We start from the raw sequence: 19797 nt of genomic DNA, 5'->3' as shown, positions 1-19797 counted from the left end.
TTCGGGTGTTGCGCCGATCGCATTGGCGCTGGGCCTCGCCCTTGCGAAGCCGGTCGTCGCACAGACCTCCCCCCCGCAGGGGGCGATAACGGTTGTCGGACCTTATCCCGCTAACAACACCGATTCCGATATCAATGCTATCAGCGGAAACGGGCAGGTGATTGTCGGCGAGGGTGCTACGGTAGCAACTGCAGGAACGACCAGAAACGTACAGCCGTTCCGTTGGTCGGTAACTGATGGATTTACCGCGTTAGCGGGCACTGGCAGCAGAGCTTTCGCGCTAAATTACGATGGCAGTGTTGCCGTAGGTCAAACATATTCTGCTGCCGGTTCGCCGGACGTCGCGCGGTTCAGTTCAGCAAACGGATACACCGCAGAAATACTCAGTAATCCAGGCTCCACGACAGCAGAAATCGGGACAGCGTATGGCGTTAATGCAGATGGCACCATCGTAGTGGGGGAGATGGCGACAGGTACTTTTAATGAGCAAGCGTTTCGATGGACAGCAAGCACGGGCTTCGCGTCGCTTGGGGTGCTTGGTGGAAGCAGTTCTGCCGCCATTGCCGTCAGCGGGGACGGTAGCGTAGTTACCGGCAGTAGCTTTTACGACGCTAGCAATGCCAATGAAGCGTTTCGTTGGACAACGCAAACGGGCATGGTCGGCCTTGGTTTCCTGAGCAGCACTGTCGCTCATCCGTCCAGCCGGGCCGCAGCGATCAGCGCGGATGGCAGCGTTATCGTCGGCAGCAGTCAATCGGACATCCGCCATGTTCAGGCGTTCCGATGGGCGGCCGGCACCGGTATGGTGGGACTCGGATATATCGCCGGCGGCGGTTACAATGCTTACAGCTTCGCCAGCGACGTTGACGGCGATGGCAACGTAGTTGTCGGTAGCAGCTCCGAACCCGATGGTAAGACCGTGGGTTTTCGGTGGGCGGCAAATGGCGCGCACACCGGAATGTGGAGCTTTGCAGACCTGTTGACGCAAGCCGGTGTCAGCCTTGCGGGGTATTCGACGCTGAGTACCGGCGTCGTTTCCGACGACGGGCAATTCTATTCTGGTACGCTCCTGCGTGCGGATGGCCACTACGTCGATTATGTTGCCCGTTACATCGATGGCGGCATGTCGTTACAGCAGACTCCGGTTTCCTACCCGTACGCCCCGCCTGCGCCGCCAGTCAGCACTATCTTCGCGGCGCAGCCTGTCGCCAGCCTGATGCTGCCAGGACAAATCTCGGGCGACACGCGCGCCCGGACTTCCACCGGCATCAGCGACGATGGTACCGCCATCGTTGGAACGACCGCGTCGACCTATAACGCCTCGACCCAGGTCACGACGCCCGCGATGGCGTACAAATGGACCCAGGCGGGCAGTTTCCAAGCACTCGGTACTCTCGACAATGGTGCGTCTGGTAGTTCATCGCACAGCAGCGCCAACGGTGTCAGCGGCGATGGTTCCATCGTAGTAGGAGGATCGACTTACGCCGCCGGCTTTACCGCTACGCAGGCATTTCGTTGGACGCAGTCCGGAGGGCTCACCGGCTTGGGCTTTATTGTCGGGTCCGGCGGCAGCAGCACCGCGTACGGCATCAGCCGGGATGGTCAAGTTATCGTCGGCCAGAGCAGCGACGTGTTGGGCCGTCAAGAAGCGTTCCGGTGGACTGTATCTGGCGGAATGATTGGGCTTGGTTTCCTAGCAGCACCGGGCATCAACATTTACGGAACTCAGTCGGCGTCGGGCGGTGATCAGGTCAGCAGCATCGCCACCGCTGCGAACTCTGATGGCTCGGTTGTCGTCGGACAAAGCTATAGCCATTATTTTACATTAGCCGCCAATGGTGGGCCCGCGAGCGAAGCGTTCCGCTGGAGTACGGCTACCGGTATGGTGGGGTTGGGCGCGCTCGATGATTTTTCGAACGGCGGCACCACCTACGCGACCGCGGTAGACGCGGATGGATCGGTGATTGTCGGTTACGAATTGGGCGTTCTCGGAAGAAACCCTGATCACGCCTGGCGATGGACGGAAGCGGGCGGCATGGCGGATCTTGGAACGCTTTCGGGGGCAGACACCGCTTTCCAGATACCAAGCGCGGCACTGGCCGTCAGCGGGGATGGCAACACTATCGTTGGGTATAGCAGTCGTTACATTTACTCTCCATCAGGTGCGACCAACGGTGCATCCGTTGCCTTTCGGTGGGCCAGTAGCGGCCCTCATAGCGGGATGTTCGACCTCAACCAATTGCTGACCGAAGCGGGCGTGGTCACGAGCGGTATCACATTAACCAGCGCCACTGCGATCTCGACCGACGGCCAATTCATCACCGGTGCCAGTTCGGGCGGAGTTTACATCATACGCTATATCGACGGCGGCCGCGCCGCGACCGATCCGTCGCCGTTGGTGTCGCCGCTCTATGCATCTGCGACACCTATAGGAACATTGCGGAGTACGGGCACCCCGAGCAGCCAGGGGCTGGGGATCAGCGGCGACGGGTCGGTCGTGGTCGGCGTCAGCACGTCATCGGCATCGACCAGTGGATATAACGCGCAAGCTTTCCGCTGGACTGCCACCGACGGGATCCAGGGCATTGGCTTCCTCGGAACAGGCACTGCGGCCGCCAACATTCTCTCGAGCAGCGCGACGGCGATCAGCAGCGATGGCCAAGTGATTGTCGGCTCGTCTTATGCGCTACTGGCAAACGGCACCTATCAGCAGCAAAGCTTCCGATGGACCGCAAGCAGTGGTCTGGTATCTATTGGTGGGCTCGGGGCGAGCAGCAATCAATCCCTTGCTTATGGCGTTAATACCGATGGATCGGCGATCGTCGGTCAAAGCTATTATGGCGATAATACCAAGCCTCAAGCCTATCGGTGGACCCAAGACACCGGGGCCGTGGCACTTGGCTTCATAGGCGGTCCGCATTCTGCGGGCTATGATAACAGCACAGCGCGCGGCGTGAGCGCAGACGGATTGATTGTCGTCGGCGGCTCGACCGCTAGTGGGTCCCGTTTGGCACCAGGCGGATATTATGTCGGCTATTCCGGATACCAGGCGTCACGCTGGACGGCGGCTACGGGGATGGTCGGTCTGGGTTACCTCACGCAGGACGCTTTGGGCACCACGATTAACGGCAACGCCGAGACCAGCCAGGCACAGGGGATCAGTGCAGACGGGCAGGTGATCGTCGGCTATTCGACGGATACGGCGGGCAACATCGAAGCATTCCGCTACACCGCGACCGGCAACATGATGGGCCTTGGCTTCATCGGCAACGGCGGCGCGAACCCGTTCAGTATTGCGAACGCTGCCAACGCTGATGGCTCTATCGTGGTCGGCGCTGCGACCAACGCCTACGGCAGAGAGGAAGCGTTTCGCTGGGCGTCTGGCGGTGCCAACGCCGGTCTGTTCAGCCTAGCTTCGCTGCTGACGTCCGCTGGGGTCTCTCTTGGCACGACCACACTCGACGTCGCCAATGCTACTTCGGCGGACGGCCAGTTCATTGTCGGCACCGGCACGTTCAGCGGCGTGAGCCAGGCCTATGTCGCGCGAATCCTGGACAATTCCGTCCAGCATCCGCAGAGCCTCCCACCGCCACCGCCACCGCCACCGGTCGTGTCGCCACCGGTAAGTCCGCCCGTGTCGCCCCCGGTGAGTCCACCGGTTTCGCCTCCGATCAGTCCGCCGGTGTCACCACCGGTAAGCCCACCCGTATCGCCTCCCGTAAGCCCGCCGGTATCACCTCCGGTAAGCCCTCCGGTCTCGCCACCGGTGTCGCCCCCCGTAAGCCCCCCCGTGTCGCCCCCGGTGAGTCCACCGGTTTCGCCTCCGATCAGTCCGCCGGTGTCACCACCGGTAAGCCCACCCGTATCGCCCCCCGTGAGCCCTCCGGTGTCTCCGCCCGTGTCTCCGCCAGTAAGCCCACCTGTATCGCCACCCGCGAGCCCGCCCGCTTCGCCGCCCGCGATTGCCGGGCTGACCACCTTCGCTTCGGTCGCGGGCTCTGTCGAGCAGCTCGGTTCGAGCCGGACGCGAGTCATGACCCAACAGCACGGGCTGGTAGCGCAGGGACTCAGCCCGGCGGACGTCGCCGGCGAGGGTAGCCAGGTCGGGCTGTTCGCCTCGGTCGGCTCGCAGAGCCTTGGCGGCGCGGGACGGGTTGCGCTTGGCCACGGCGTCACGGTTTCCGCCACGATCTTCGAGACTCGTGCGAGCTATGACAGTCAGGGCTATGGTCAGGCGATCCTGCACCCGTCTATCACCTATGGCGGCTCGCTGCGCTGGCTGTTGCCGTCGGGCGAGTTCCGGCCGTTCATCGAAGGCGGCGGCTGGATCGTGCCTTCCGCCGATCTCGAGTTCCGTCGCGCCTACGCAAACGGATCCGGTGTTTCGATTGGCGTAAGCCGTCCCGGCGGCGACCTGTCCTATTATTATGGTCGCGCAGGCGGCGTGGTCGATCTCGGCAGTCTGGGTCGGCTCACCGCCTCGGGCGAGTTGGGCCGCGAACGGCTAGGCACCGGCGGCTATGACGAAACCCTGTCCAACGCCGACCCGTTCGAAGCGCACATGGCCACCTCGAGCGACCGGCTAATGATCGTCAAGGGGCAGGCGGCCTGGACTTATGATCTGGGCAAGCGGCTCGGTTTTTCCCTGAACGGCGGCTACGCGCATGGATTCGACTACCGCTCGTCGCTGGCGGTCATGGTACCCGGGATCGGTACCATCTCGCCGAATTCGCCGCGCGATGTGAACTGGGTGGAATATGGTGGCTCGGTGTCATACCGCTTCCTTCCTCATGCCAGCGTAGCGCTGTTCGCCACCGGCATAACAGGTGGCCAGCGCCTGGTCGGCACCGAAACGCACGCCGGAATCGCGATCCATGCCGACTTCTAGGCCGAAACACGCGAGCGTCCTGCCGCCGCCCGGGCTCGATTGTTACCGCGTCGAGCCGCACGCGCCGCCGTTGATGCCTGGCGGATCGAAGCGGGACTGGATGGATCAGACCACCCAGCGGTTCGCCTATCGCTGCACGCCGATGACGGTCGCCAACGCCAGCGGCTGGGAGCTGCGCTGCCCGTTCGCGTTCGATGCCGAATGGGACGGCGGTGCCGGCGTGGAAGCGATCACCGTCTTCAGCCGTGCCGGACGCGAAGCGATCGAGCGACTGATCGTCTCGCACTTTGGCCATGGCGTGCTGACGTTCCACCCCGGCTGGCTGTTCCGCACGCCGCCCGGCTGGGCGTTGGTCGCCCGCGGCCCGCCCAATGTCATCAAGGACGGGATCACCGCGCTGGAGGGGCTGGTTGAGACCGACTGGCTGCCGTTCACCTTCACGATGAACTGGCGGTTCACCCGGCCCGGTCGGATCAGGTTCGCCGAGGACGAGGCGTTCTGTTTCCTCGCTCTCGTACCCCACGGCGTCCTCGACGCCGTCCAACCGGTTGCGCACGAGCTTGCCGACGACTCAGGCCTCGCCGCCGACTACCGTCGCTGGCAGGACAGTCGCAGCGACTTTAATAGCCGCCTCCGGCAGAACGATGCGGATGCCGTGCGTGAAGGATGGCAGCGCGACTATGTTCGGGCTGACGGAGCGACAGGCCCCACAACCCACATCACGAAACGTAAACTTCAAGTTCCGAGTCCCCGAACGGGCTAAATATTAAATGTAAGTCATTGGGTAATTTTCGCAGAAGCGCCAAGTTGCTAGTTGCCAAGGCGTAGGACTGCCGAGTTTGAACTGTTTTGAAACACGCGGATGGAGCGACGTAAAAAAAAGCGATCGGCATCTTCGCGAAGGTGCCGAGATGAGCTTCAACTTCATCCGCGATCATGCCAGCAGATGGCCTGTCCGGCTGTGTGCCGCGTCCTCGAGGTGTCGGCCAGCGGCTATTACGCATGGCGCTGTCGCCCGGAGAGCGCACGATCCGCGGCGAACCGCAAGCTGCTCGGCGACGTCCGTCGTCTCCACAGCGAGCATCATGGGCGTTACGGCAGCCCCAGGATGCCTGCCGCGCTTCGCGCGGAAGGCAGGACGGCGAGCCGTGGCCGGGTCGAGCGCCTGATGCGGCACCACGGCATCCGCGCTCTTGCGGGCCGCCGGTTCCGCCCATCCACCACTGACAGCCGCCACCATCTTCCGGTCGCGCCGAACCTGCTGAAGCAGGAGTCACCGCCGCGGCACCGAACCGCGTCTGGCTCGCCGACATTACCTATATCGCGACGGCGAAGGATGGCTGTATCTCGCCGCCGTGCTCGACCTGGCCACCCGCAAGATCGTCGCCGCTCTCCGCGCTCCGCAAGATCGAGAACCGGGGCGGTCGGATCCGCTCAACTCCTTGCCAATACCAGACGCTCGTTCATCACGGGAACGCGCTAAGCTCAACGATCCAGGCTTTCGCGCACGCGATCGAGCGCCGCGCCTTCCGGACGGTCCTCACCCATCAACGCGAATGCGCCGGTGACCGCGAAGCTGCAATGCCCATGCACCGTGGCGATCAGAGATCGGGCCAGCGCGGCGGCGTATGCCCGGTGTCGGTCGATCGCACCTTGGCGATTTCATCGATAACGATCTCCGTCAGCACGCCCCTGATCGCGGCATCCGGATCGGGCATCGGCATTTCCGGCGGCAGGCGATGGTCGTAGATCGCCATCCACAGGTTCGTATTGTCGCGCGCGAAGGCGAAATACCCCTCAACGAGAGCGCGGATCCGGTCGTCGCCAGCGTTGGCGAGCCGGGCGCGGAGATGGTCGGCCCACAGGACGAACGTCTGCGTATTGATGGCGAGGACGAGCCGGTCATGGCTGCCGAACACGTTGTAGATTGTCCCGATCGAATAGCCGATCCGCTCGCGCCGAGAAGCGCGCGAAGCCGACCTCCGCCATCAGCGCCCGCCCTTCGCGCAGGATCATCGGCTGCGCCGTGCTGTGGACACGGGTTGAGGACCTGCGGCGGCGGGTATTCATCCTCGAATACGGGCATCCCGTTTTCGAGGAACGATCCATGGTCGACACGGTGCCGTCGCCGATGCCACCGCCGATCGTCGAGCGCGCTCCGGCACCCGCCGTCCTGCTCCCCGACGACATCGCGCCCGACGAACCGGCACCCGACCTCGCCATTGCGAGCGTTCCCGATCCATTCATGGCCGACGAGCCGGCGGTCGCGCGCGGCTTCGGGTTCGAGGACATATTCGGTCGTCGCTTGCCGATCTGGGCGGGCGGCGTGACGCTGGCGGTCGCGGGGTTCCTGATCGTCAAATATTCGATCGATGCCGGCTTACTTTACCCGTGATCCGCGTCGTGTGCGGGCTGTTGTTCGGTTGCGGGCTGATCGCGGGTGCCGAGGCGGCGCTTCGCGGCGAGGCCAAGGTCCGCGATGTCCGCGTCCGTCAGTCGCTATCGGGTGCCGGCATCGCGACGCTGTATGCCAGCGTGCTGGTCGCGGCGAACCTTTATTACCTCGTCGGCCCACTGACGGCGTTTGCCGGGATGGCCGCCATCACCGCGCTGGCGGGCGCGCTGGCGATCCGGTTCGGTGCGCCAAGCGCGCTGCTGGGCTTGGTCGGCGGCCTTGCCGCGCCCGCGCTCGTCGGTTCGGGCGCCCGACATTCCGCTGCTGTCGGCCTATCTCGCCTTGGCGGTCGGCGGCCTGTGCGCCTTGTCGCGCTACCAGCGCTGGATTTGGCTCGGTGCGGGGGCGCTGCTCGGCGGTTTCGGCTGGGGGCTGATGCTGATCGCGGGGGGTGCGCTGGACACCGCCGCGGCCCTGTCGATGGGCGGCTACGTCATGCTGCTGGCGATCGGCCTGCCGTTGCCGTTGGCGGGTGACTACCGCGGACGCATCGTCCAGATCGTGGGCGCGCTGGTCGGCTGCGCGCAGATGGCGGCGCTCGTCGCGGTCGGCGGGTTCGAACCGCTGCACTGGGCGTTGTTCGGGCTGATCTCGGTCGCGATTGTCTGGCTGTCACGCCGGGAGGCGGCGCTTGCGGATATCGCCGCGATCGGGCTGGCGACCGCATTGCTGCTGATCGCGGCATGGCGCGGTGCGGACCAGGCTATGCTCGCTATCGTGATCGCCGCGACGATGGCGATCTATGGCGGCCCGGCGCTGTGGCGGTTGTGGCGGACGGACGGCCGGATCGGCGATGCGGGGCAGATCGCCGCGCTGGCGGTCGCGGTCGTCGTCCTGCCGCTGATCCATGTCCACGGCGTCGCCGACGATGCGGCGATGACCGGCCTGAGCCTGCTCGGCGCCTCCATTTCCGGCGGCGCGGCCGCGATGGGATGGCGGCCCGCAGCGCGCCGCATCGACATCCGCTTCCCGCTGCTGGTCGTGACGGCCGCATCGCTCGCGGTGCTGGCTGGGTTCTTCGCGCTGCCGGCATGGGCGCTCGCCGCCTGGGCCGCGATCGTCGCTGCGGATCTGCTGTTCGGTACCGACACCTTCCTGTCGGGCTATGCGCGGATGGCGCATGGCTACGACTTCTATTCGCTGCGCTACATCTTCGCGGGGGCCGAACGGGTGCGCGACGAGACCCGGCGGACCTATGCCGAGAAGTTCGGCCTGCGCATCCTCGAAGGCTATGGCGCGACCGAGGCGGCCCGTGATCGCGGTAAATACGCCGATGCATTTCCGCGCCGGCAGCGTCGGCCGCCTGTCCCCCGGGGTCGAGGCTAGGCTCGATCCGGTGCCCGGCATCGACCTGGACGGCGAGCGCGGCGGACGACTGTCGATCCGCGGGCCCAACATCATGGCCGGGTATCTGAAGGCGGATCGGCCGGGCGTGCTGCAACCGCCCGAGGGCGGCTGGCACGACAGCGGCGACATCGTGACGATCGACGATGCCGGCTTCGTCACGATCCGCGACCGCGCCAAGCGGTTCGCCAAGATCGGCGGCAAGTGATCTCCCTCCCCGCGGTCGAAGGCTATGCGACCAAGCTGTGGCCGGACAGCGACCATGCCGTCGTCACCCGTCCCGACCCGCACAAGGGAAGGGCGAGCAGCTGGTGCTGTTCACGACACGCAAGGATGTCACGGCATCGGCGCTGCAGGGTTGGAGCAAGGCCAACGGGATCGCCGACATCGCATTGCCCAAGGATGTCCGCGTCATCGACGCGCTGCCCGTGCTCGGCACCGGCAAGCTCGATTACGGGACGATGGCGGAATCTGCGGTGCTCGGCTCCGGTACGCGGGTCACCCCTGGCGAAGCGTGACCGCGCCAGGCGGCGTGCTGCTGCTCCGTGGCCATGGCCGCTTCGGCGCATCGATGGCACGGCTGACAGCGGCGATGCGGCGGTCGGGTCATGCGACGCTCGCGCCGAACTATCCCTATCGCCGATCGCTCCCCGAGATCGTGACCTGATTGGCACCCCGCATCGCCGCGTTCTGATCCGCTCGTCGCGAATTTGCGCGGATCAGATCGTTGCGAGCCGTCGCTGCGTCAATCTTAACTGCGGTCAGCTACACGTCTGACAAGGAGAGCGACAATGCGTAACAGTCGTGTGTTGATTATCGACGATTCAAGTACGATCAGAGCGATGGTGGAGGAGTTGCTGGCGACGCAAGCGCGTTGCCATGAGATTGCGACGGCCCCCGACGTGCCCACGGCGCGGGCGCTGATGGCGTCCTTTTATCCAACGATCATCACGCTGGATCTGAACATGCCGGGTATCGACGGGCTGAAGCTGCTCGACGAACTACGGGGCTATCCACACGCGCCCATCGTCGTGGTCTCATCCGCATCGACGGATGGCAGCGAGGCGGCGAACGAGGCAATCGAGCATGGAGCCCATGCTTGTTTCGACAAGAGCAAGATCATTTCCGAGTCGAAACGCTTCATACGAACATTGAAGAAGGCCTCGGTCGTGAAGCTCAGGGCCACAAGGGCGTTGCAGGCAGCCTAGTCTAGCGGCGACCGGCGGGGTCGATGTAAACGCTTTTCACGAACTCGGAGGCATTGGTGTCGGACCAATCGGGGTGGTTCTTCTTAAGCGTCGTGTTGATTTCTCTTTCGGCAGCATCGACCGCAACACCTCGGCGCTTGCGTGCGGATCGCACCGATCAGTCCCGCTCCGAGGCGACGAGGGAACCATCGCCCGGAGCGCTATGATCCGGCAACACGTGTGCGACGCGCACCATGGCTACCTTGTCCAGCGTGGCCAGCTATTCCGTAGGCGTACTGTCATGGCCGAAGATGTAAGGGATCGTACCTCGCCGTGCCAGCGCATCGGCGACATCGCGGAACGCGGATTGAATGGCCTTCTCATATTCGGCGACGTAATAGACGCGCTGCGCCCTGGCATATTGCAGATTGCCCTTGGTGGCGCCGCCGAAGATCGGCACGGAAGCCGCCGGTGCCACCGACCAGCTGAGCGCGCCGCCGGTGAACAGCGAACTGAGCGCCGTGCTCGCGAATCCCAGCGCGGACGTGAGCGTGATCGTCGGGAAGAAAGCCGCCCGGGCCGCGCCGATGTTCGCGTTCGCCGCAATGAGTTGGTGCTCGGCCTGGACGACGTCGGGCCGTTGCAAGAGCACTGCCGAGGAAAGTCCGGCAGGAACGATGCCAATGCCTGCTCGAAGGTCGGCCAGAGACGACGGCAACGATGCATCGGTCACCGGCGCGCCGACGAGCAGGTCAAGCGCGTTGCGATCCTGCGCGATGACCGTCGTGTAGTTCTCGATGTCGGACTGCACCTGCGCTACGACCGTCTCCGCGTTCTGGACATCGACCTGGCTGGCGAGCCCCGATCGATTGAGCGATGTCGTCAGCGCCAGCGACCGATTGCCGCTCGCCAGCGTTTGCGACACCTGCAGCAACAGATGAACGGATGTCCGCTTGCGGGAAGCTGTTTAGGGCTGCAGGAGGCGGCTTGTGGGTCGTTGCAGCAATTCAACGGTCCGTTACAGTTTGATGTATGCGGCGTCGTCGGCCCGTTTTCCAGGCGCCTGTCGTGATGGAGTACGCAGGTCGCGAGTGAAGGCGTTCGTGGCTGCGAGTAGCGTGACGCAACGTTCAGCGATGTCAGCCGATGTTCGGCTCAGATTTCCGGAGAGGCTGCTGGCTTCGTCCGATACCGCGGCTGCCTTGCTCGCGGCCCGATCCAGCGTCGCATGAAGCTCGGTAGATTCGCTGGTTCGGCTGGCCAACGCCTCAACCAGCCTGCGCTTGCCTGACATGGTTGCCTCGAGCGAAGCGGTTATCGCACGCACCGAGCCGAAGCCTATCTCGACCGCCGACATCGTATCGGTCACTTCCGCGATCGACACGCGCATCACCTCGATCTGCCGCATCACGTCCGCCGTTGCATTCCTGGTCTGAGTCGCCAATGATTTGACCTCTTGCGCTACGACCGAGAAGCCGCGGCCAGCCTCGCCGGCGCGCGCCGCCTCAATGGTCGCATTGAGTGCGAGCAGGTTCGTGCGGACAGCGATATCCGTGATCAGGTCGACGACCTGACTGATCCCTCCAGCGTGCCGGATCATCCGACCTGCGGCTTCCTGATTGGCAACGAAGCGGTCGCGCACGCTTTCGGCGCTTTGCGCCTGCTCGGCGACCTGCTCGTGTAGCTGAACAAGCGCAATGCCTAGCGCATCGGCGTGGCGCGCCAGCTCGCCCTGGTCGACGGTCGCCTCCCGGACATGCGTCAGCAACACCGTCGAGTCTTCAACAGACGCTGAGGTTAGCGTCGGAAGTGCGTCCGCGTCGCTCCCGCCCCGCTGCGCCCGATCGTCGAGGTCAGCGACCAGCTCCACAACCGAGCGCTCGAAGGCCTCCGCGATCGCGGTGAGTTCGACATCGCGGACCCGTTCGGTTTCCTGGCGCAACTCAAGATCGACACGCGTTCTATCGAGTGCTTCGCGATCCTCTTCGGCGCGGTGCTGCTCGCGGGCAACGGCGTTACGGACCAGTTCCGCGGCCGCTCGGTGGTTGTCGAGGAAGAGTCGCGCCTGCCCCAGAACGGACTTCATCAGCAAAAGCGTGAAGAGAGCAAGGAGCACGAGGAGCTGTAGCGGCAGTCCCACCGTGAACGTGTAGACGGTGATGAACAATAGGCTGGTCATGACGAACCATAAGCTGGCCAGCGGTACTGCTGCATACCGCAAGGCTCCCGCCGCAAGGACACCCGCCATGACACAATCGATAAGCGTGCGGTTGTCGCCATCAGCGCCATAGTCGGCTGCGGCAAGCAGGATGTACCAGCCAAGCGCGGTGGCCGCCGCCTGCATGCAGAGGCGGTGCTGAGCGGCATTGGCGTCAGCGATGCACCACGACACAGCGTCGTTCCGTCGCCAGCTAATGAGCGTGGCGACACTGATCGATAACAGGCCCATCGAACCAAGCGAGACAAGGAGCAGGTGCGGGCTGTTCAGAGCGCTGTAAACCAATAGCCCGATCGCGACCAGCGTGACCGCGAACGTCGAGGGGTAGCTGGTGCCGACCGCGCGGATCTGCGCAGCCACGGTCGCATCGGACAGACGTTTCCAGTCAGTAAGGAATACGCGGAATGACGTCCGTTCGCGAGATGGAGTTCCAATCGATCGCGTAAATCCGGACATGCAGGGTTAACTAGGAGGATAGCGGTTAAAAACGCCTTTAACCGCGGTGAAATCAGTTGAACCTAATTTTGCCTTGGTGCCGTTAACGAATGGGGTGTTGGCCGCCTCGCTCAGCTCAAGCGCAAATGCGTGGTCAGGCGGCGCTCACCCGTCTACAGGCAAGCACCGACCAATGGCATGTTTGTCGCACATGCCGCACGCGCCAGGCGGAACCTGATGCCGCTAGAAACCGGTGCTGAATGGAGGCGGCGTGCTGCGCGAAGTCGGGAAAGTCGATGCGGTGGTGCGCCAAAACCAGCTTGCCACCGGGTCTGAGCACCGCTGCCACGTCGCGTGCGGTCTGCGCCATGGCGATCGGCGAGAGATAGTAGAGAAGCTCGGCGACGACGACGATGTCGTACCGGTCGCGTGGCAAGCGGCCGGGCACCGACAGTTGGCTCGCGCGGGCCCGCGCGCCGCGAAAACGGATGGCGCGGGCTACCAGCGCAGTGCCGCTTGCGGTCGCTTCCGTCGCGTCCAGCCTAAGCGTACGCGGCGCGATGGCAGCACTGTTCGAGCCATTGCCCGCCGCCACCTCGAGCACACGCCCCATTGGACCCGGGCCAATCGCATGAAGGATGGCGCTACGCTTTAGTGCCTCATCGGCATCGGTGAAGGTTGCCCAGGGATCGGCGTTGTCCGTGAACTTGGCGTCGAAGCCGTCGAGCGTGATCGGAGTCATCAGCGACATTCCACGAACATCTCACGCGCGCGGCTGAAGGCCGCAATTTGCGCGCGCGACATCGCAAAGCCGGACGGGTCATCGGTGATCCGACCAGCCTGGGTTCGGTAGCTCCGAATGGCCTGTCGCTTCGCGAGCCGTTGCCGGCCGGTCAGGATCAGTGCCCGCGCGCCGCGCAAATTTCTCCCCGCAGGCCAGACCGGATAGGCCAGACGACGAATGCCCGCACCGCGTGTTTGTGCGGCCGCACGTGCGGTCGCGCGATGGTCGGCATGATCGTCGCCGACTTCCGGGGCGATCAGGAGCAGGGGCCTTGGCGCGCAAGTTACCGCCCTGCCGACGCGTCGGCGCGCCAGGACAGCGGCATTGGGGAGTGCGCCGTCCGGCAGGCCCAGGAAGGCCACATCGCCCGCGCCTATTCCGATTATGCGCATGGCGCGTCGGGTCTCGCGCTGCCGCTCGCGAATTAATCGGGCGCGCGGCCAAAGGCGGCTGCCTGGATGCGACGCCGCACCGTCGGTTACCACCAGCACTCTGATCATCGTGCCGCGACTTCGCAGGTGCGCCATCAAGGCCCAGGCGCCGATGGACTCATCGTCCGGGTGGGGAGCGATCACTAGCACGCATCGTGGTCGCCCGACGCGCAGTCTCACAGCGCGGGGCTCAAGATCGAAGCGGCGACCGCCGCGCCAACGAGCATGCGTTGCGCGTCGGGACCGGGCTGGCGCAAATACATGGAGAGATCGGTAATCTTCGCCGACAGCGGGTGGTCGACGAACAAGGCCTGAACGCCGACCGCTTCCTGTGCTAGCCCGAGCGCACGGCCTCCAGCCTCGTAAACCGCCACGCGTGCGGCGGCGACCAGTGAGAGACGCTCCTGATCGGGTCCGAACCATCCTGCTGCCGCCGTCCTGATCGCGCCTGCAGCGCCCTCGGCGACACCGTAGAGCGCCGCCAGGCGCCCCGACTGGTGAGGATCGGCTGCGCGGCCTGTCGCGACGAGGTGGTCGCGCGTGCGGTCGACCAGCGCCGCAATACCGCCCGCCTGCACTGAGGCGAACCGGAGCGCGCCGCCGCTGAACCATGGTTCGCGGACATAGTCGCCGGGTGCGCCGATTAAGTCCCCCGCCTCGATATTGGCGTCCCAGTGGACGATGTGCGTCGCCGATCGCTGCATCCCGACGACGCGCCAGAAATCGCGATCCACGCGCGGCGGCGTTCGCGCGAGGTCGATCAGGATCAGCTGACGTCCTCCATCGCCGTCGACCGTGACCAGGGCGTGCGACAGGATGCCGGCACCGGAGGCGAAGCTCTTGCCGCCGGTCAACCGCAACCCGTCCAATTGCAACGGCTCGCCGGGCAGGTCCGCGTTCCACACCCCCAGCGCCGCGCCGGCCGCGACGATGTCGGCCAGGACGGCGATCTGGGCAGGACTGCCGCAACGCGACACGATCTGAAGCGCATCCACATGCCCCTCAAACAAGCGGCCAAGCGGCAAATCGTGGCGGCCCGTCCCGTGGAGTAGCCGCAACACCGCCAGCAGCGCCACGGCGTCGACAGGATCGGCCAGCGATACCAGCTCCGCGCTCCGGCGGGCGATCTCGTGCCGCAGGTCGGTCACGCCGCCGCCTGGCGCTGGGCGACGAGCAGATCGAGTGCGGCCTCGGCTTGGGGTAAGCCGATCTCGCGCATCCCGCCGGGAGCAGCTGGCACGACCCGCATCGCAAAAGCTTCTGCATTCGGGCAGTCGCGGGCGACACCGATGACATGATCTTCGGTCAGACCGATGTCGGCCGCGACCTGTTCCGGGCGACCGGAAAGAAAAGCCCGGCGAGCGGCAGCCTGCATGCGGTACTGCCAAGCGACGTCAGCGGGATGAGCGACGCGAATCGACAAAGCGTCGGCACCGTCCAGCTGCCGCAGCGTCTGTGCCAACCCTTGCTGGGCGCGACCGTGGCGGCGATCCGACGTGCGTACCACGCAAACGGCATCGCGCCGGACGCGCAAGCCGGCTCGCGCGGCATCGTCGACCAGCCGGGCATCCTCGCCATGCTCCAACGGCAGAAACCCGCCGAGCGCACGATAGGCCTGCACGCCGACGCCCAGGTTCGCGCCACCGACATGGTGATGCGTCGCTGCGGCTTCCCAAGGCACCGGATCCAGGTGCCGCCGGAGCGCGAACAGCCCATCGTAATAGTGCTCAAGCCGATCCTGAAGCAGGTTCGGACGGTCGTTGCTGCGAACGATCTTCCCCGCCACGACGTCGGCCTTTGCTAATCCGGCAGTCATGGTTACCAACCAATCGGGCAAAGGGCGGCTGTCGGCATCGGTCGTCAGTAGAATATCCTCGGGACGTGCCGCGATCTCAAGGCCCAGTTCCATGGCTCGTCGCCGTGCACGGCCTGCGGAAGGGTGGCCATCGGCACTTTCATGCAGGTGGACCAGGTGACGTGAGCGGGACCGATAGGCCGCAGTGAGTGCTACACTTTCATCGGTGCAGCCGTCGAGCATCAGGCAAACGTTTGCTGGTGCGATCGTTGCCGGCTTCAAGCCTTCGAGAGCGGCAAAGAGGCCGGGCAGCTCCCGCGCCTCGTTGCGTGCCGGGATGCAGATGACGAGGCGGGACGAGGCGCTTGGGTAGGGGCGGTCCATCGAATACGTTGTGCCGTAGGACGAGACAATCGGCCAGCCCATTTGCCCTCAATGGCAATCAAAATCGCTAACAACGTTGCATGAATGGCGTGCTCGGGTAGGAGGCCGCCCCGCCTCGCGATCCTGATCGCTGATGCTGTTCCAGGACCTCGACGAGGCGACGGCGCGCGAGGCCTGGCGGCCGCTGACCGAGTTCGTCGCCGCGCACTCGAACGACTACCAAGTCGAGGCACCGCTGCTGGTCGCGACCCTCCCGGCGCAGCGGCTGTGGGATGAGGCATTCCTGTGCGAGCACCTGACCTCCGTCCTGACAGTGGACAGCCGGCCCGGCGCACGGCCGGGGGATTGGTGGTGGACCGGAAACACCTTCGAGGCAGGCGCTTTCTGGCATGGCTACCACTCGCTCTGGCTGCCCTCGCTGCTACGGCCCGGCGAGCGCGCCCGGTTTGCAGACGCGTGGTTCGCCGCCAGCCGGCGCTGGTCGACGACGCTTCACTTCAACAAGGGACTTGCGGGCGCGCCGCGGAGGCGATCGCGGCTTCGCGCGCGCCCGCGATGAATCCGCAGGTGCTGGACGCCTTCGCGCTTGCCATCGTCGCTATGGACGGCCGTTCGGCCTACCTCACGCCACCCGATTTCACCGACGCCCGTGACGACGCCGCCCGTATGACGGCCGCGGTCCAGGAATTGCGCCGCGTCGCGCCAGGTGCGGGCAGCTACCTTTCCGAATGCGACCACCACCCGACGGGCTGCTCGCCATCCACCACGGGGTAGACGGATAAACGCGAACGAAGCTTCTGACCCAGGTCCCGCCGTTCAGGGTCAGTTTACCGCTCCCGAACTCCGGCCTTTCGTTCACGTCTGCCGAGCGGCGCGTTTCGTCGAGCCCGCCGAACGGCATGGCGCCGGTCGAACTCCGTCCTTCCGAGCCAGCCGCCTCACACGGCGTCAGCTGGTCTCCGACGGTTCGCGCCACTTGACGGATAGAGCCCTGATAGTGACGAAAGGGCATGCCATCCGAGACGACGCTGATTGCGAAGAACCTCGCTGCGCTTGGAGCCGAGCGCCTGGCGGAGCTGTTGCTCGACGTGACCGTCGGTGACGCGGCGACCAAGCGCCGGTTGCGGCTGGAGCTGGCGAGCCGCGGCGGGGGTGACGTCGCGAGTGAGATCCGCAAGCGGCTCGTCTCCATAGCCAAATCGCGCTCGTTCATCGACTGGCGCAAGGTCAAGGAACTCGCCCGTGACCTCGAGGCGCAACGCGAGGCGATCGCCGCCCATGTCGCAGCGACGAGCCCCCAAGAGGCTTTCGACCTTCTTTGGCGCATGCTGGAGATGGCACCCTCGATCTACGAGCGGTGCGACGACAGCAACGGCGCGATCGGCAGCGTCATCGCTTCAGCACGGGGCGATCTCGGCGCTATCGCCGCCGAAGCCGGCCAGCCGGTGAGCACGTTGGCCGATCGAGTGTTCGCGGCGGTCTGCGCGAACGACTATGGACAGTTCGACCACTTGATCAGCCTGACGGCAAGGCGCTCGGGCCTGATGGGCTGATCCGGCTCAAGGCCCAGTTTGAGGAGTTGGCGGCCAACGCCCCCACGCGTGCCGTGAGCGGCGAACGCCGGGTAGTCGGGTTGAGTACGCGCGGGCCGATCTACCAGGACGATTACGAGCGGGGTCGTCATGGGCGCCTCGTCCGCTCGGCACTGACCGAGATCGCCGATGCGCTTGGCGATGTCGATGGGTTCGCGGGCCGCTATTCGGACGTGGAACGCGCCAACCCCGCGATCGCGGCGGCGATCGCCGAGCGGCTGCTGGCCGCCGATCGCGCCAGCCGATGGCGGCATCGACTATTTCCGCATGGCGGATGGGAAGGTCGAGGCCTCGCCGACCGTCTCCATTCCATTTGAGGACGCCGGCACGACGTCGCCGCTCGGGTTCACCACCGACGGCAGGACCCTGTATTGGACCGAGTCGCGCGGACGCGACACGTCGGCCCTGATGGCGCAGGACGTCGCGTCGGGCACCATGTCGCTCATCGGCCAGGACGCCAAGGCGGACATTGGCGGTGGCCTCTTCAACCCGACGACCGGGCGGATCGAGGCATATTCTGTAGACTATCTCCGCAACGAATACGTGCCGGTCGGCAGTGCCGTCGCGGCGGACCTCGCGTATCTTAAGGGACGTAACATGGGCGAATTCTACATCGGCGCGCGCACCGATGCGGACGACAAATGGATCGTTGCCTTCGACCCGGTCAGCGCGCCCGCCTCGACCTGGGTCTACGATCGCAGCAGCAAATCGATGAAGCAGCTCTACGTCGGTCGGCCCGAGCTGATCGGCGCGCCGCTGGTGCCGCAGCATGCCGTCGTGATCAACGCGCGCGACGGCCTTTCGATGGTGAGCTACCTCACTCTGCCGAAGATCGCCGACCCCGCGGGCGACGGCAAGCCCAGCCGGCCCGTACCGATGGTCCTGTTCGTGCACGGCGGTCCATGGGCGCGGGACGGCTATGGCTACAATGGCTATGACCAGTGGCTCGCCAACCGCGGATACGCCGTGCTCAACGTCAACTATCGCGGATCGACCGGCTTCGGCAAAGGCTTCACTAATGCGGGCGATCTGCAATGGGGCCGCAAGATGCACGACGACCTGCTCGACGCCGTGTCCTGGGCGGTGGCCCACGGTGTGACCACCAAGGACAAGGTTGCGATCATGGGTGGTTCGTATGGTGGATACGCCACGCTGGCGGGCATGACGTTCACGCCGACCGAGTTCGCGTGCGGGGTCGACATTGTCGGACCATCGAATCTGTTCACGCTCCTGCAGACGATCCCCGCCTATTGGGAGGCAGGCCGCACGCAGATGTACAAGCGGATGGGTGATCCAACTACCGAAGTCGGCAGGGCGATGCTGAAGGAACGATCCCCCCTGACCTATGCCGATCGAATTCAACGTCCACTCCTGATCGGGCAGGGCGCGAACGATCCGCGCGTCAACGTTCGTGAAAGCGACCAGATCGTGGCGGCGATGGCGGGCAAGCACATCCCGGTGACCTACGTCGTGTTTCCCGACGAAGGCCACGGCTTCGCGCGTCCCGTCAACACGATCGCATTCAACGCGGTCGCCGAGAACTTTCTGGCACCATGCCTTGGCGGGCGCGCCGAACCGATCGGCGACGCCGTGAAGGCTTCGACCGCTCAGATACGGGCCGGCACCGCAAACGTCTCCGGCCTGAGCACCGCGCCGCCAGCGCTGGCGGCGAACGACGATCATTAAGAGGTAGTGCCGCTGTCGCACTGAGCGGCGGCTTGAAAGTTGGCTCGAAGCGGCGCTTTGAAACGGAGCACTACCCCCGCCTCGCCGCTCAGGCCTGGCAGCGGGCATCCGCGATCCGCCGCCAGCCGCGTCTCATCGGACAGATAATAGTCGATCAGCGTGCGAAGACCCGCTGCCGCATCTTGCCGCCCGAGATGGTGGTCGAGCATGCGGCCACTATCGTCGAACATGCGGCCGACAGCATGCGCGACCGAGTCGTCGCGATCCTGGAAATGCGCATAGAAGCCGCCGTGAGTCAGCCCGGCACGCTTCATCAGCGCCGCTACGCCAATGCCTCCGAACCGTGCTCGCGCATCGCCTTTGCCGCTTCGTCGAGGATGCGGGCGCGCGTGCGTTCCTTCTGAGTCGGCTCCGCCGTGTCAGCTCCTCGTCTCCCAACCGCCACCCAACGCGCGGATCGCCGCGACCGACGCGCGCGCGGTGTCGGCGCGGGCACCGGCGAGCCGGTCCGACGCATCGAGCAAAGCGCGATCGGCGTCGAGCACGTCGACAAGCGCCAGCACGCCGCCCTGATAACCCTGCCGCGCCTGATCGCGCG

18 protein-coding genes and 4 pseudogenes are annotated in these 19797 nt (G+C 65.1%); 15 read left to right on the top strand and 7 right to left on the bottom strand.

Annotated elements, in window-relative coordinates; translation table 11 throughout:
• Positions 1 to 22: 22 nt before the first annotated feature.
• From HUU99_RS11350 to HUU99_RS11340, 3 genes and pseudogenes are all read left to right on the top strand, one after another.
• Positions 23 to 4888: a hypothetical protein gene (locus tag HUU99_RS11350; RefSeq protein ID WP_174286697.1), complete on the top strand. Its 4866-nt coding sequence runs from the start codon at positions 23 to 25 to the stop codon at positions 4886 to 4888.
• Positions 4875 to 5651: a DUF6065 family protein gene (locus tag HUU99_RS11345; RefSeq protein WP_174286696.1), complete on the top strand. Its 777-nt coding sequence runs from the start codon at positions 4875 to 4877 to the stop codon at positions 5649 to 5651. Before HUU99_RS11350 ends, HUU99_RS11345 begins: the two co-directional genes overlap by 14 nt.
• 109 nt (positions 5652 to 5760) lie before the next feature.
• A pseudogene (locus tag HUU99_RS11340) lies at positions 5761 to 6273 on the top strand (IS3 family transposase); the annotation flags it as partial.
• Between the two features lie 216 nt (positions 6274 to 6489).
• Here HUU99_RS11340 and HUU99_RS15615 read toward each other — a convergent pair.
• A complete protein-coding gene (locus tag HUU99_RS15615; RefSeq protein ID WP_254603135.1) occupies positions 6490 to 6807 on the bottom strand; it encodes a hypothetical protein in 318 nt (105 codons plus the stop codon).
• Between the two features lie 188 nt (positions 6808 to 6995).
• Between HUU99_RS15615 and HUU99_RS11330 the strand changes: the two genes are divergently transcribed.
• The 7 genes and pseudogenes from HUU99_RS11330 (at position 6996) to HUU99_RS11310 (ending at position 9895) form a co-directional block, all read left to right on the top strand.
• Positions 6996 to 7283: a hypothetical protein gene (locus HUU99_RS11330; RefSeq protein ID WP_174286695.1), complete on the top strand. Its 288-nt coding sequence runs from the start codon at positions 6996 to 6998 to the stop codon at positions 7281 to 7283.
• Positions 7280 to 7546, top strand: a pseudogene (locus HUU99_RS15890) (DUF2339 domain-containing protein); the annotation flags it as partial. The gene HUU99_RS11330 and the pseudogene HUU99_RS15890, both read left to right, overlap by 4 nt.
• A 16-nt stretch (positions 7547 to 7562) precedes the next feature.
• Positions 7563 to 8669 carry a DUF2339 domain-containing protein gene (locus HUU99_RS11325; protein WP_254603134.1) on the top strand — a complete coding sequence of 369 codons (1107 nt, stop codon included), beginning with the start codon at positions 7563 to 7565 and terminating at the stop codon, positions 8667 to 8669.
• The gene (locus tag HUU99_RS15610) at positions 8617 to 8895 is read left to right on the top strand and encodes an AMP-binding protein (protein ID WP_254603133.1); all 279 of its coding nucleotides are present in this window, start codon (positions 8617 to 8619) and stop codon (positions 8893 to 8895) included. The genes HUU99_RS11325 and HUU99_RS15610 overlap by 53 nt, the downstream gene beginning before the upstream one ends.
• 103 nt (positions 8896 to 8998) lie before the next feature.
• The gene (locus HUU99_RS15605; protein WP_254603132.1) at positions 8999 to 9205 is read left to right on the top strand and encodes a hypothetical protein; all 207 of its coding nucleotides are present in this window, start codon (positions 8999 to 9001) and stop codon (positions 9203 to 9205) included.
• The gene (locus HUU99_RS11315) at positions 9202 to 9354 is read left to right on the top strand and encodes a hypothetical protein (protein WP_174286694.1); all 153 of its coding nucleotides are present in this window, start codon (positions 9202 to 9204) and stop codon (positions 9352 to 9354) included. The genes HUU99_RS15605 and HUU99_RS11315 overlap by 4 nt, the downstream gene beginning before the upstream one ends.
• Before the next feature lie 124 nt (positions 9355 to 9478).
• On the top strand, positions 9479 to 9895 hold the full coding sequence (locus HUU99_RS11310; protein WP_174286693.1) for a response regulator: 417 nt from the start codon (positions 9479 to 9481) through the stop codon (positions 9893 to 9895).
• A gap of 298 nt (positions 9896 to 10193) precedes the next feature.
• On the opposite strand, the pseudogene HUU99_RS11305 reads toward HUU99_RS11310, so the two are convergent.
• The 6 genes and pseudogenes from HUU99_RS11305 to HUU99_RS11280 all read right to left on the bottom strand — a co-directional run.
• A pseudogene (locus HUU99_RS11305) lies at positions 10194 to 10808 on the bottom strand (TolC family protein); the annotation flags it as partial.
• Positions 10809 to 10892: 84 nt separating this feature from the next.
• The gene (locus tag HUU99_RS11300) at positions 10893 to 12452 is read right to left on the bottom strand and encodes a methyl-accepting chemotaxis protein (protein WP_174286692.1); all 1560 of its coding nucleotides are present in this window, start codon (positions 12450 to 12452) and stop codon (positions 10893 to 10895) included.
• 229 nt (positions 12453 to 12681) lie between these two features.
• Entirely contained in the window at positions 12682 to 13269 is a 588-nt protein-coding gene (locus tag HUU99_RS11295; protein ID WP_174286691.1) for a class I SAM-dependent methyltransferase, read from the bottom strand.
• Positions 13269 to 13886, bottom strand: coding sequence for a PIG-L deacetylase family protein (locus HUU99_RS11290; protein ID WP_254603131.1), 618 nt, complete (start codon positions 13884 to 13886; stop codon positions 13269 to 13271). Before HUU99_RS11290 ends, HUU99_RS11295 begins: the two co-directional genes overlap by 1 nt.
• 32 nt (positions 13887 to 13918) lie before the next feature.
• On the bottom strand, positions 13919 to 14890 hold the full coding sequence (locus tag HUU99_RS11285) for an acyl-CoA dehydrogenase (RefSeq protein WP_174286689.1): 972 nt from the start codon (positions 14888 to 14890) through the stop codon (positions 13919 to 13921).
• The gene (locus HUU99_RS11280) at positions 14887 to 15963 is read right to left on the bottom strand and encodes a glycosyltransferase (protein ID WP_174286688.1); all 1077 of its coding nucleotides are present in this window, start codon (positions 15961 to 15963) and stop codon (positions 14887 to 14889) included. Before HUU99_RS11280 ends, HUU99_RS11285 begins: the two co-directional genes overlap by 4 nt.
• A 91-nt stretch (positions 15964 to 16054) precedes the next feature.
• On the opposite strand from HUU99_RS11280, the gene HUU99_RS11275 reads away from it, so the two are divergent.
• The 5 genes and pseudogenes from HUU99_RS11275 (at position 16055) to HUU99_RS11255 (ending at position 19603) form a co-directional block, all read left to right on the top strand.
• Positions 16055 to 16480 carry a hypothetical protein gene (locus HUU99_RS11275; protein WP_174286687.1) on the top strand — a complete coding sequence of 142 codons (426 nt, stop codon included), beginning with the start codon at positions 16055 to 16057 and terminating at the stop codon, positions 16478 to 16480.
• Positions 16477 to 16695: a hypothetical protein gene (locus tag HUU99_RS11270; protein WP_174286686.1), complete on the top strand. Its 219-nt coding sequence runs from the start codon at positions 16477 to 16479 to the stop codon at positions 16693 to 16695. The genes HUU99_RS11275 and HUU99_RS11270 overlap by 4 nt, the downstream gene beginning before the upstream one ends.
• A 236-nt stretch (positions 16696 to 16931) precedes the next feature.
• Positions 16932 to 17830 (top strand): annotated as a pseudogene (locus HUU99_RS15830) (DUF6880 family protein).
• Positions 17781 to 19199, top strand: coding sequence for an alpha/beta hydrolase family protein (locus tag HUU99_RS15600; RefSeq protein ID WP_254603130.1), 1419 nt, complete (start codon positions 17781 to 17783; stop codon positions 19197 to 19199). Before HUU99_RS15830 ends, HUU99_RS15600 begins: the two are co-directional and overlap by 50 nt.
• A 32-nt stretch (positions 19200 to 19231) precedes the next feature.
• The gene (locus HUU99_RS11255) at positions 19232 to 19603 is read left to right on the top strand and encodes a hypothetical protein (protein ID WP_174286683.1); all 372 of its coding nucleotides are present in this window, start codon (positions 19232 to 19234) and stop codon (positions 19601 to 19603) included.
• The last annotated feature ends 194 nt before the right edge of the window (positions 19604 to 19797 follow it).

The sequence above is a fragment of the Sphingomonas bacterium genome, assembly GCF_903642285.1.
GTDB lineage: Bacteria > Pseudomonadota > Alphaproteobacteria > Sphingomonadales > Sphingomonadaceae > Sphingomonas.
This window is presented reverse-complemented; position numbering and strand designations above follow the sequence as displayed.